Source organism: Streptomyces sp. BK79 (assembly GCF_044142145.1).
In the GTDB taxonomy this organism is placed as follows: Bacteria; Actinomycetota; Actinomycetes; order Streptomycetales; family Streptomycetaceae; genus Streptomyces.
The window spans coordinates 144,279-156,784 of record NZ_JBHVOC010000001.1; the positions used below are offsets into that span (position 1 = coordinate 144,279).

A 12,506-nucleotide genomic window follows, 5' to 3' on the forward strand; every position below is an offset into this window, starting at 1 on the left:
GGTGCGCCGTACGGCGGTATGTCACGGCGCACCACCAAACCGCCCTGCACGGTGTGCACGTGGAGGGGTGTGCCGCCCCACGCCGTCTGCTAGCCGGACGGGCCCACCGCGCCGGGAAGGTGTGGCCGCCGCGGAGTCCGCACGCTCGGGGTCAGTCGGCGGGGGCGAGTGACCGCAGGTCGGCGTCCAGCATGCGGATCAGCTCGCCGACCCGGCCGCCGCCACCCGGGGCTGTCGGGAAGCGGGTGAGCACCTCGACGACGGCCGGTGTCGCCCGGTGCACCGCCCGCCGGAGGTGTGCGGCGCCGACGCCGCGATCGTCGCCGGCGACGAGTTCGGCCGCTCTGGCCTCGTGAGCGCCGGCTCCGAGAATGTGCTTGACCTGGGTGGCCCTGGCCAGCGGGTGCAGGTAGGCGGCGCCCGCCGCGGACATCGCGGCCCGGGCCGCCTCACGCGCCGCCGGACGGTCCGCGCTCCGGGCTGCCGCGAGTGCCGCCCACGCCGTGTCTCGCAGCGCTTTCCCCCGCTCGCCGCCCCGCGCGAATTCCCACGCGGCGCCGACAGCGTCCCGAGGCCGCACGTCATCCGGCTCCTCGCCCTCGAAGACGTCGAGCACCACTTCCGCGCACGCCGCGGCGAACGCGGTGACCTCACGCAGGTCCTGCCTGCTCAGAGCGATCTCGCTCGCGTCCCCTGTCATGACTCCATCCTCGGCCACAGCGGAGGTGACGGTTCAGTTCCCGGAGCCGACGACGGCCGTGACGCGGATCTCCACGCGCATCGCGGCCAGGCCGAGGACCGTGACGCCGGTCTCGGTCCAGATCGGCGCGCGGCCGCCGAGGCGCCGGCGGAACTGCTCGGCCATGACCCTGTTGTGGTCGTCGCCGATGACGTCCTCTCCCGGTGCGACCTTGTGGTACGAGTTGACGTGGATGACGTCCTTCCATGTCGCGCCGACCGTGGCGAGCGTGCGCTCCACGTTGTCGAAGGCCCGGATGATCTCGTCCTCCAACGCGTCGGGGACGACCAGGTCGTCATCCACTCCGGCCTGGCCGGACGTCTCGACCCGGTCGCCGACGCGGACGGCGCCGCTGTAGCCGAGGGCGTCGTGCAGTTTCTCGCCGAAGCCCGCAGCGCTGCCGAAGGTGACGGTGCTCATGATGCGTCCTCTCCCTGCCCGTAGGGGCGCGTTTCCTCCCGTATGAGTTCACGCGTAAAGTGAAACTAGCACGCAAGGACTTCAAGCGTAAAGTGATGGCGGATGCCGCCGGAGAGCGCGGGAACATCCATGAACGGCACGGGAGGGCCCATGAGCGGCACGGACGAGCACACGGGCGACGAGGAGCCGCGCTGGCTCGACGAGCAGGAGAAGGCGGCGTGGACGGGGCTGATCTCCCTGGTCCTCCTGCTGCCCGGCAAGCTGGAGTCGCCGCTGCGGCAGGAACACGGCCTCACCCTGTTCGAGTACCTCGTGCTCAGCCACCTCTCCGAGGCCCCGCGGCGCACCCTGCGGATGGGAGAACTGGCCTTCCTCGCCAGCGGATCGCTCTCCCGCCTGTCCAACGTCATCAAGCGCTGTGAACAGCGCGGCTGGGTCGTGCGGACACCCGACCCGGCCGACGGCAGGTACACCCTCGCCGAACTCACCGACGCCGGCTTCGACATCGTGCGCGCGGCAGCGCCCACCCACCTGCGCGCCGTACGCCGCATCGTCCTCGACTCGCTCAACACGACCGATCAGAAAGCACTGGCCCGCATCGCGCACAAGCTCCGCATCGTCCCGGACGACTTCGGCTGACGGCGGCCCCTCGCACCTGGGCGAGGTCCGCGCCCGAGGCGGGAACTCGTCAACGGGACCGTGCGTTGCTCCGGTGCGAACGGCGGGCCGGACAACGGAAGGAGTCCCCTTGGCCGTCCTTCCCGTGCGAGGCGTCTGCTACGACGCCGGTGTCCAGTACGCCAGGGACTTCCACTCGCGTCCCCACTGGCGCCCCGACGAGGTGCGCCGCGACATGACCGCCATCCGGAGCGGCCTGTCCTGCAACGCCGTGTCCATCATGGCCACGGACCCGCGAAGACTGATCGAAGCGGCCGCCATCGCCACCGACTGCGGCCTGTCCGCCTGGCTCCAGCCCCGGCTCGTCGAGGCCCGCCCCCGTGCGATCGAGGCCGCGCTGAGAGCGCTGGGACCGGCCGCGGAAGCCCTGCGCACCGAGACGGGGCGCGTCGGCGTCAACGTCGGCTGCGAACTGTCCCTCACCAGCCGCGGAATCGTGCCCGGACGCTCCTTCGCCCACCGAGGACAGCGGCTCCCGCGGCTGATCGGCACCCACAAGCCGAGGTTCGACAAGGCGCTCGGCCGACTCCTCGACCGCTTGGTCACCGCCGTCCGGGAAAGCTACCGCGGCCCGATCACCTACGGCGCGGGCGACTGGGAGTCCGTCGACTGGTCCCGGTTCGACTACGTGGGCCTGGACACCTACCGCGACGACCACAACGCCCCGGTCTACATCGAACAGGTCCGGCGACACGTCGCCGGTGGCAAACCCGTGCTGATCACCGAGTTCGGCTGCTGCGCCTACCGCGGGGCGGCCCGACGCGGCGGATCGGGGTACGAGATATTCGACCACCGCACCGACCCGCCGAGCATCACCGCCGAGGTGACCCGCGACGAACAGGTCCAGGCCGGCTACCTCACCGAGTCGATCGACGCCCTCGCGGGGGCCGGTGTCCACGGAACGTTCGTGTTCGCCTTCAGCGAGCCCATGCTCCTCCACACCGGCGACCGTGCCACGGACGCCGACCTGGCGAGCTTCGGCATCGTCAAGATCACGAGAACCGCGGGCGCCGGACCGGACGCCACCGAGCAGTGGACACCCAAAGCCGCCTACCACGCCGTCGCGCGGTGCTACGAGGCGCTCGCGCCGGGCGACGACGCTGATTCCGGCCCTGCCACGGCAGGTTGACCGTCCCGGTCAGGGACCAGCCGGATGCCCGTACCCGCCGCGACGAGCGAGCCGGCGAAGAAGCAGCCGGACGAAGCGTGACGCACCGTGGAGGGCGTTCCGGGCCGGGCACCCGCGCCGCGAGCAGGAGCGCTGTCGGACTGTCCCGGCGTGCGGACGGCTCGGGCGGGCATCAGAACCGTCACCAACAGGAGGAGACGGTTGACCATGACGACGGAGCCGATGGAGTTGTCGGGGGCGACGGCCGGCGAGTGCGATGCGTGCCACGGCGGGGGCGCGACGTCCCAGGAGGAGGAGCCGGAGAGCCCGCATGAGCGCATCAACCGCCGGTGGAACGAGATATTGCAGGAGACGCGCGTCGCCCAGACGGGAGTGCAGATCCTCTTCGGCTTCCTGCTCAGTGTGGCGTTCACGCCGCTCTTCCACGATCTGAGCACGTTCGACCACACCGTCTACGTCATCACCGTGGTCTCGGGTGCCACCGCCACGGCCTGCCTGATAGCACCGGTCTCCATCCACCGCTTCCTGTCGGGACAGCGCATGAAGGAAGAGGTGATGGAGGCGGCACACCGGCTCATGATGTGCGGCATGCTGCTGTTGGCCGTGACCATCGGCTGCACCCTGCTTCTGATCCTGCACGTCGTCGTGCCGGGCGTCCTCGCGAAGTCGCTCGCCGGTGCCGTGATGCTCTGGTTCGCCCTGTCCTGGTACGCGTTCCCCCTGTGGCTGCGCCGCCGGTCCACCCGCCGCTCGACCTCGCCGGACGGATCCGCGTGACGAGACGCTCCGCACTCGCCGCGGGCTCCGCTCACCACCACCGGGAAGCCGCACTCGTGAAGGTTCCGTGACCTTCCGTGGGCCTCAGGGACGTCTCAAGGAGGGGGAAACCCTGCAGTGTGCGGCGAAAGTCCCCAGTACACCGGGGCGAACGCGGCCACGGAGCGTGGCTTGCGTACGGGGTCGCACGTGAGGGACTGTTGCCGTTCAGCAACGACGCTTGGCCCTCACGGCAGATCGAGGGCCCGGGAGGATGCCCTGCTCATGTCTGTGTCTCCGGGAGGATCCCGCACCGGCGCCACCGGTCCGGTGAGCGCCGCTGCCGCCCCCTTTCCGGTGGTGGTCACGGACGCCGCCGGGCACGTGGCGGAGCTCAACGACGCGGCGGGGGCCCTCCTGCCCGATGCCCGTGTGGGCGAGGTCCTGCCGTCGCCGGGCTGGCTCGCCGCCGCCCAGCGCACGCCCGGTACCGGTTCGGTCAGCGGCGCGGTGGGTGAGGGGTTCTTCTCGGCGTCCCCGTCCGTGCTTCCCGGCGGGGAGACCGCGTGGTGGCTGGTGGAGCAGACCGCCTACCGGTCGGCCGTGGAAGAGCTGGAGACGGAACGCGAACGCACCCGGTTCCTGTCCGAGGCATCCAGCGCCCTGCTGGCGTCGCTGAACCTCGATCGGTGCATGGACGTCACCGCGCGCCTGGCCGCCGAGCACCTGGCCGACGCGGCACTGGTCATCGCCCCCACCACGGGGAGGTTGCTGCCGTTGGTCCTGTGCGACCAGCACGGCCGCCTGGTCCGCGGCACGGTCTCGGGCGCGGTGCACAGTGTGCCCGGTCTCCCGGAGGCGCTGCGGGGCTTCCCGCCGGTGGCCTCACGCTGGATAGACCCCGCCGCCGCTCCCGACTGGCTGGTCCCCGAGGACTTCGGCGAGGTCGGCTCGCTGGCGATCGTCCCGCTTCCCGGCCATGGCGTTCCGGCCGGTGCGCTGGTCCTGCTGCGCCGGGCGCCGCGCTCGGTGTTCAGCGCGTCGGAGGAGGTCTTCGCCGGCCTGTTCGCCGCCCGGGCCGGAGCGGCGATGTCCGCCGCGCGGCTGTACACCGAGCAGAACGCGATCACCGACACCCTGATGCGGGACCTGCTGCCGCCGGCTCTGCGGGAAGTGGAAGGGGTGGAGTTCGCCGGCGGTTACCGGGCCAGTGTCGACACCGACCGCGTCGGCGGTGACTTCTACGACGTCCATCCCGCGAACGAGGACAGCCCGGAGTCCCTGGCCGTGCTCGGTGACGTGTCCGGCAAGGGCCTGGAGGCGGCGGTCCTCACCGGCAAGGTCCGCAACACGCTCCAGGCGCTGCTCCCCCTGGGCGGCGACCACGGCCAACTGCTGCGACTGCTCAACAACGCGCTGCGCAACGCCCACTCGACGCGCTTCGTGACCCTCGTCCTGGCCTCCGCCGTCCGCGAGGACCGCGACGTGTTACTGCGCCTCACCTCCGCCGGTCACCCTCCTCCGCTGATCCTCCGCCAGGACGGCGGTGTCGAGGAGGCCGACACCGGCGGCACCCTGATCGGTGTCCTGCCGCAGATCAGGACCCGCACCACCGAGCTACGGCTCGCCCCGGGGGAAACGTGCGTGCTGTACACCGACGGCGTCACCGAGGCCAGGGGCGGCCCGCTGGGCGACACCCTGTTCGGGGAGGAGCGCCTCCAGCGTGCTCTGCTCGGGTGTGCCGGCATGCCTTCCGAGGCTGTCGTCGAACGCGTCCAGATGCTGGTCGACGAGTGGATCGGGGACGGAGGCCACGACGACATCGCCGTGCTGGCCATCACCGCCCCGCTGGAGGCGCACCCGAGTGCCGTACGGGGCGCGGCTCGGGGCAGGGACACGGCATGACGAACACTTCCCCCGCCGGCGTGGGCGACGCGCCCGCCCGGCACGACGTCGGAGTACGTCTCGCCCCCATGCCCGGCGACGAGCGGGCCGCGGACTGGGCGGACAGGCTCTGGGCGGCCGCCCGGACGGCGGACGAGTACGCGGCACACGACGTCATCGCCGACGCCCTGGCGGCGGGACTGGACGCGGAGACGGTCCTGCTGGAGGTGATCGGCGCCGTCCAGCACAAGGTCGGCACCGAGTGGGCCGCCAACCGTATGAGCGTCGCCGACGAGCACGCCGCCACCGCCATCAACGACCGGGTCGTCGCCGCGCTGCCCGTCAGCCGCCCCGACACGTTCCTCGGCAGGGTGACGGTGGCCTGCGTGGACAAGGAGTGGCACGCGCTGCCCGCCCGCCTGCTCGCCGAGACGCTGCGACTTCGGGGATGGGAGGTCCGCTACCTCGGCGCCCAGGTGCCCACCGCCCACCTGGTCGGCCAGATCCACCGCACCGGCGCGGACACCGCCTGCCTGTCCGCCGCGCTGTCCACACGCCTGCCCCTGGCCCACGCGGCGATCACCGCCGTCCAGGCCATCGGCACGCCGGTCATGGTCGGCGGCCTCGGTTTCGGCTCCGACGGACGCCACGCCCGTCGGCTGGGCGCCGACGCCTGGGCGCCCGACGCCCGCGCCGCCGCCGACCGGCTCGCCGCCGGCCCCCTGCCCCGGCCCCGGCCGCCCCACCAGGCGATCGACGACCTGCCGCACCTGGCCGACCAGGAGTACACCATGGTCGCCCAGTCCTCCCGCGACCTGGTGCGGGAGACCTTCCGACGACTCCTGCGGCGCTCGCCCGCCGTGGCCGAGTACGACGACGCCCAGCGCGAACGCACCGCCGAGGACATCGCCCACATCGTCGACTTCCTCGCCGCCGCGCTGTACGTGGACGACCCGGACCTCTTCACCGGCTTCCTCGCCTGGACCGCGGACGTCCTCACCGCTCGCGGCGTCCCCGCCCACTCGCTCGTGCCGGGCCTGGATCTGCTGGAGGAACAGCTGCGCGACTTCCCCCGCGCCCGCCGTCTCCTCGACGCCGGCCGCGCCACCCTGACCGCCCGTCCCTGACCCCGGGCCGCCCTCCACCGCGCGGCACGCCCCCCGGGGGTGCGGGCGTCGTGGTCCACGAGCCCTGTACTAAAGCTCAGGAGGGCGCTCCACGACGATCATGACGGCGTCGTCGTCCAGATGTCCGCCGACGTGGTCCAGCAGGTCGCGCCGGAAGCGGGCGAGGAAGGCGTCGCAGTCGTGCTCCGTCCAGCCACGGATGCGCTCGGTCAGCGGGTAGAAGGTGCCGGCGGAGTCGCGGGCCTCCGTGATGCCGTCCGTGTACAGCAGCAGGAGATCTCCCGGCTCGAACGGGAACGTCTCCACGTGGTAGCGCGGAGCCGCCAGTTCGCCCAGGCCCAGCGGGGGTGCGGGATGGCGGGCGTCCACCGTGAGCGGCCGGCCGTCGCGCAGGACGACCGGCGGTGGGTGGCCGCAGGAGACCATCCGGACACGGTGGTCCCGGTCCGGGATCTCCACGACGACGGCGGTGATGAACGTTTCCCCGGAGCGTCCCGTCTCGCCCGGCTCCGCCAGGTCCCAGCACACGCTGCGGTCGAGATAGGCCACCAGCTCGTCCAGGCTCGCCGGCCGGTGGGCCGCGACGCGGAACGCTCCGAGCAGCAGGGAGGCGTCGTTGACCGCCGTCATCCCCTTGCCCCGCACGTCGCCGACGATCAACCGGGTGCCGGAGGCGGTGCGTACCGCCGCGTACAGGTCTCCGCCGATCTGCGCCTCGGCCTCCGCGGCGAGGTAGAGGCTGGCGGCGCGCAAAGGTCCGAGCCGTTGGGGAAGCGGTGGCAGGACCACGCGTTGGGCGGCCTCGGACACGTACCGCACCTGTCTCAGTTCCTTGGCGCGGCGCTCTCGGATCACGCAGAAGACGACGAGGCTGGTGCCGACCAGGAGCAAGGCCATGATCTGGGCCTCGTGGTTGGCCGAGAGCAGTTCGTCGGGGTCGCGCAGCACCCCGATGACCGTCTGCGCGCACACCGCCAGCGCGGCCACCAGTCCCACCGTCCGGGGCCCGCCGAACGACGGCGTGACCGCCGGCGCCGCGACGAGCAGCGGGCCCAGATGGATGTGGGGTGGCGCGAGTACGTCGACCACGGACACCGCGATGATCCAGGCGATGGGGACGAGGACCCACGCCCGGCCCGGTCGCCCCGGCCGGCTGAGTCCGTCGAGACCTTGCGCCATGCCTCCTCTCTACACCGCCCCGGCCCCGCTCGCACCGGCAGGACGGGCGCGCCGTCGCCCTCGCGCCGAGGGCGCGCGTCCGGGAGTCCGCGCTACTCGAGCACGGCGTCCGCGGCAATGATCACCAACCCGATCAGCATGTCCACGACCCCCGCCCGGCAGGAGGTCAGCCAGCCGAGCCCCGCGGTGCGGGCCGCCGCCGTTCCCAGGCCGAACAGGGCGACGGTGTTCGCCAGCAGAGCCACGTCGACCGCCGTGTCCTCCGACCACCACTCGGCGACCGCGCCGAGCAGGAGCAGCACGGTGGGCAGTACGGCGGCGGTCAGGGGCCACTCGGCGAGTACCGCCCGCAGTCTGCCCGGCGGCCCGGCCGGCGTCTCACCGGACGCGCGTCGCGCGATGACGTGCGCGTACCCGTGGGCGGCACCCGCCGCCAGCGCCGTGAGGAGGACCCACAGCGCGTCCTGACCGGGGTCGGCCTCCTCGCCCGGCACATCCAGCGCGGCCACCAAGGCGCTGGCCAGCACCAGGCCGTAGATGCCCCGGAACAGCCACCGCTGAGCCAGACGGGGTCTCAGACCTCCCCTCGGCACAGCGCTGCCGGGCTGGACGGGACGGGCGTGGTCGGGCATCGCATCGCCTCGGTACGGGAGGACAAACAGGTCACCCCATGCTCACCCCCGCCCCGCCGGCGGACACGACGCCACGCGGGTCGCCCGGTCACCCGGCCCCGCGCCCTTCCGCGCCCGGCCTGGGCCGGCCGGGCGCGGAAGGGCCGGCGCGTCAGTCGTCGTACCTGAGGCCGTGCCCGGAGGGGAAGAGAACCCTGGCCGGGTCGTCGGCCCGCTGGACGGGCACGGGCAGCTTGCCGCGCGGCTCGACCCGGCCGGCGATCACCCGGGCGGCCGCGCGCAGTTCGACCTCGGTCCAGCAGTAGGAGGCCAGGGAAGCCGGGACGTCGCCGAGGTGGGCGATGTCGTAGGGGTTGCGCACCGCGAGGTGCACGACGGGGACGCCGGTCGCGAGCAGCCGGGACACCAGGGTGCGCTGGGCGCTGGTGGCGCCGACGTTGTCGGTGGTGACCACCACCGCGTCCCGCCCCTGCGCGGCGGCCACGGCCTCGTCGATCTTCGCCGGGTCGGGCGTCCGGCCGGTGGCGAGGTGGGTGGTGCTGTAGCCCAGTTCGTCGAACGCCTTGGCCAGCTCGGGCACCGTGGCACGGGTGGCGTCGGTCGGGAAGGCGGGGCTGGCGCCGACCACGAGCAGTTTGCGCTGCCCGCGGCGCAGCGGGAGTGCCTCGTTCTCGTTGACCAGCAGGGTGGTGGTCCGCTCGGCGATACGGGCGGCGGCGAGCCGGTGCCGGCGGGCGCCGACGACCCGGTCGACCTCTTCCGGGGAGACGTAGGGGCTGCCGCTGAGCAGGCCGGCCTTGTCCTTGATCCGCAGGATGCGCAGGACCGACTCGTCGAGCCGGGCCTCGGTGATCTCTCCGTCGCGGACGGCGGCCAGGACGCCGTGGTAGGCGACGTCGATGTCCGGCGGGAACAGCAGTTGGTCGACGCCGGCCTTCAGGGCGAGGACGGGCACGCGGTCGTCGCCGTACTTGGTGCGCACGCCCTGCATGTTGAGGGCGTCGGTGACGATCACACCGTCGAAGCCCAGTTCGTCGCGCAGCACGCCCTGGAGGATCGCGGGTGACAGGGTGGCGGGTTCGTTGCTGGGGTCGAGCGCGGGGACCTGGAGGTGCGCGGTCATGATCGAGTCGACACCGGCGGCGATCGCGGCCTTGAAGGGCGGGGCGTCGACGCGCTCCCACTCCTCGCGGGTGTGGGTGATCACGGGCAGTCCGGTGTGGCTGTCCTCCCCGGTGTCCCCGTGGCCCGGGAAGTGCTTGGCGCAGGCCACGACGCCGGCCTGCTGATAACCCGTCACCTGGGCCGCCACCATGCGGCCGACCTCGCGGGCGTCGGCGCCGAAGGAGCGGACGTTGATGATGGGGTTGGCCGGATTGACGTTGACGTCGGCGACCGGGGCGAAGTTCTGGTGGATGCCCAGGGCGGCGAGTTCGGTACCCGATATCCGTCCGGCGGTGCGCGCGTCGGAGAGCGAGCGGCCCGCTCCGAGCGCCATCGCGCCGGGCAGCTGGGTGGCGCCGCTGCCGATGCGGACGTTGGCCCCGTGCTCCTGGTCGATGGAGACCAGGGACGGGATGGGGGTGGGCAGGGCGAGCGACGCCCGCTGCACACCGTTCGTCAGGTCCGCGACCTGGCGGGGGTCCTGGATGTTGTTCGCCCAGCCGGAGAAGTAGATGACACCGCCGATGTGGTACTTGGCGATGAGCTCGGCCACGGTGCGGACCCCGAGTTCCCTCAGGTTGCGGTCCTGGTCGAACTGGCTGGGGGAGGTCGCCGACGTACCGTAGAAGTACGGCACGAACAACTGGCCGATCTTCGCCTCGATGCTCATCCTGGCGATGATCTTCTTGATGCGGCGGTCGCGTCCGTGCGCGGCCGCGGGGGAGGCCGTCACGCCCACGACGCCCGCCGCGCCCGCGGCGACCACGGTCGCGGAGGCGAGAACGGCCCGTCTGGACAGACTCCGGTCCTGCATGTGGGCATGCTCCTTCCGGCCTTGCACATCAAGGGAATTGAAGGAAACGTGACTCCGGACAGCGGGAAACGTAGCCCGCGCGTCACGGGCGGGCAAGAGGTCTAGACAAAATAGGTCTAGACAAAGCCGGGGGGTTGAGGTCGCGGCCCGTCCTCGTCCGGTGCCGGGCCGTCCGCCGAGGTGCCGGTGAGGCGGCTGGCGAGGCGGTACTTCACGGTCACCTCGCGGTACTCCTTCCCGGCGGCCACCCGTCGGGGGAGATTGGTCCGCTCGCTGCGGGACACCGACTCGCGCGCACCGGTGCCGGGGAAGGTGACCCGGGTCCGTGGCGCCTCCTCGAAGCGGAGGCGGTCACCGCTGACGACCGCGTCGAAGGAGATGTCGGGACCGGGGTTCGCATGTTCCGCAGGCGGAGCCTGGGCGGCCTCGCGCGGCGGGCCGTCCGTTCACGGCGGCTCGTCGCGGCTCCTGACCCTCCGCTGCCCGGCGGGGCGCCGCGCCTCGGACCCGTCCTCGCGCGTGCGGCGCCGCCGGGTGCCGGAGCGTCCGCCCTCGGTGTCGGCGCCGGTCCGTCCGGCCGTCCGCCGTGCCTCCGTGCCGCCGGCCTCCCGCGTCACGTCACCCGCTTCAGCGACGGCCTCGCCCGCCGCGCCGCTCACCTCGCCGACGGCATCTCCCGCACCCCCGCCGATGTCCTCGGCCACCTCGCCGACGCCCTGCCCGACCTCTCCGACGGCTTTTCCGGCACCGCCACCGACGCCCTCGACCGCGACTCCGGCCCCCTCTCCCACATCCTCCACCGCGGCTCCGGCCCCCGCTCCGACATCCTCCACCGCGGCTCCCGCCCCCTCCCCGACGTCCCGCACGGCGGACCCGGCGCCCCGGCCGACATCGTGTACGGCCGATCCGGCGCCCCGGCCCACGTCCTGCACGGCCGACCCGACGCCGCGGGCCAGCGCCTCCAGCATCTGCGGATTGCGGTCGAGCGTGGTGAGGACCCGGCCGATGATCTGCGCGACGTTGTCCAGCCGGACCTCGAGCTGGGCCTGTGCCTCCACGCCGGAGATGCCGAGGTGGACCTCGCCGAGCGCGACGTCGGCACCCACGTTCAGCTTGAGCAGATCGAGCACCTCGGCCTGGAGGGAGACACGGGCCCGCAGGTTCTCCACGTCCAGGTTGATCTCGTCGACCTTGAGCTGGGGGACGTCCAGGAAGACGTCGGGGCTCCCTTCCGGCGACGGACGCGCCGGCTCGTCGTCGCCCTGGACGACGGTGCCTTCGTAGGTCTCCTCGTCGTCGTAGACCTCGTCGTCGTACGGTTCCGGTTCCTGCGCGGCGTCCGTCGTGTGGTCGGCACCGTTCTCGGCGTGGTGGTGCATCGCTGCGCCTCCGCGAGCTCGCCCGGGCTGTTCATCCCATTTGTTCCAGTATGGGGCAGGCGGGGCCGGTGAGACCGATCCGGTGGGGGCGGGACGGGGCCGAACGGGTGAGGGAGGGGGACGCGACACAACCCCTCCCCCGGGTCCGCGCCCGGACGTCAGGCGTCGGTGACCGTCGTGGTCACGGGTGTGCCGATCTCGACGGTCCTGCTCACGGTGCAGAGGCGGTCATGGGACGCCTTGACCGCGCGGGGCAGGATCGCGCGGGCGCGTTCCGCCCCCTCGTCGTCCGGGAACGCCACGCTGAAGGTGACCTCGAGGTTCGTCATGCGGTTGCCCAGGTCGTCGCTGATCTTGTCTCCGGTGACCGTCACGGAGAACCGGGTGGGCTCCGCGTGCCGGCCGGTGGCGATGTCGACGTCCACGGCACTGCAGCCGCCGATCGCGGCCAGGAACAACTCCACGGGCGTGAATCCGGTGTCGTGGCCGCTGTCCGAGGACGTACCGAAACCGATCGATCCGCCACGGGCGTTGGTCGCCACGAACTGGCCGCTGCTGGTGCGTTCGACGGTGACGGAACGCTCCGAGTGTTCGCTCATGCCCTC

The 12,506-nt window shown here is 72.5% G+C and carries 12 protein-coding genes; 5 read left to right on the top strand and 7 right to left on the bottom strand.

The window, feature by feature from the left end:
* Positions 1–151: 151 nt before the first annotated feature.
* Together ACFIF2_RS00685 and ACFIF2_RS00690 are read right to left on the bottom strand one after the other, a co-directional pair.
* Positions 152–700: a putative immunity protein gene (locus ACFIF2_RS00685; protein ID WP_395570430.1), complete on the bottom strand. Its 549-nt coding sequence runs from the start codon at positions 698–700 to the stop codon at positions 152–154.
* Between the two features lie 33 nt (positions 701–733).
* Positions 734–1,159: a Rid family hydrolase gene (locus ACFIF2_RS00690; protein ID WP_395570431.1), complete on the bottom strand. Its 426-nt coding sequence runs from the start codon at positions 1,157–1,159 to the stop codon at positions 734–736.
* Positions 1,160–1,309: 150 nt separating this feature from the next.
* Here ACFIF2_RS00690 and ACFIF2_RS00695 point away from each other — a divergent pair, with 150 nt between their 5' ends.
* From ACFIF2_RS00695 to ACFIF2_RS00715, 5 genes are all read left to right on the top strand, one after another.
* Entirely contained in the window at positions 1,310–1,798 is a 489-nt protein-coding gene (locus ACFIF2_RS00695; protein WP_395570432.1) for a MarR family winged helix-turn-helix transcriptional regulator, read from the top strand.
* 109 nt (positions 1,799–1,907) lie between these two features.
* Positions 1,908–2,966 carry an abortive infection protein gene (locus tag ACFIF2_RS00700; protein WP_395570433.1) on the top strand — a complete coding sequence of 353 codons (1,059 nt, stop codon included), beginning with the start codon at positions 1,908–1,910 and terminating at the stop codon, positions 2,964–2,966.
* A 207-nt stretch (positions 2,967–3,173) separates the two neighbouring features.
* On the top strand, positions 3,174–3,743 hold the full coding sequence (locus ACFIF2_RS00705) for a DUF6328 family protein (RefSeq protein ID WP_395570434.1): 570 nt from the start codon (positions 3,174–3,176) through the stop codon (positions 3,741–3,743).
* A gap of 264 nt (positions 3,744–4,007) precedes the next feature.
* Positions 4,008–5,627 carry a PP2C family protein-serine/threonine phosphatase gene (locus tag ACFIF2_RS00710; RefSeq protein ID WP_395570435.1) on the top strand — a complete coding sequence of 540 codons (1,620 nt, stop codon included), beginning with the start codon at positions 4,008–4,010 and terminating at the stop codon, positions 5,625–5,627.
* A gap of 68 nt (positions 5,628–5,695) precedes the next feature.
* On the top strand, positions 5,696–6,733 hold the full coding sequence (locus ACFIF2_RS00715; RefSeq protein ID WP_395570695.1) for a B12-binding domain-containing protein: 1,038 nt from the start codon (positions 5,696–5,698) through the stop codon (positions 6,731–6,733).
* A 69-nt stretch (positions 6,734–6,802) separates the two neighbouring features.
* Here ACFIF2_RS00715 and ACFIF2_RS00720 read toward each other — a convergent pair whose 3' ends face one another.
* From ACFIF2_RS00720 to ACFIF2_RS00740, 5 genes are all read right to left on the bottom strand, one after another.
* Positions 6,803–7,912 (bottom strand): PP2C family protein-serine/threonine phosphatase, encoded by a 1,110-nt coding sequence (locus tag ACFIF2_RS00720; protein ID WP_395570436.1) that lies wholly within the window; start codon positions 7,910–7,912, stop codon positions 6,803–6,805.
* Positions 7,913–8,004: 92 nt separating this feature from the next.
* Positions 8,005–8,544 carry a hypothetical protein gene (locus ACFIF2_RS00725; RefSeq protein ID WP_395570437.1) on the bottom strand — a complete coding sequence of 180 codons (540 nt, stop codon included), beginning with the start codon at positions 8,542–8,544 and terminating at the stop codon, positions 8,005–8,007.
* Positions 8,545–8,695: 151 nt separating this feature from the next.
* Complete coding sequence (locus tag ACFIF2_RS00730) at positions 8,696–10,522, bottom strand: glycoside hydrolase family 3 protein (protein WP_395570438.1); 1,827 nt, start codon at positions 10,520–10,522, stop codon at positions 8,696–8,698.
* Positions 10,523–10,968: 446 nt separating this feature from the next.
* On the bottom strand, positions 10,969–11,901 hold the full coding sequence (locus ACFIF2_RS00735) for a hypothetical protein (protein ID WP_395570439.1): 933 nt from the start codon (positions 11,899–11,901) through the stop codon (positions 10,969–10,971).
* A 158-nt stretch (positions 11,902–12,059) separates the two neighbouring features.
* Complete coding sequence (locus ACFIF2_RS00740; RefSeq protein ID WP_395570440.1) at positions 12,060–12,500, bottom strand: OsmC family protein; 441 nt, start codon at positions 12,498–12,500, stop codon at positions 12,060–12,062.
* Positions 12,501–12,506: the final 6 nt, after the last annotated feature.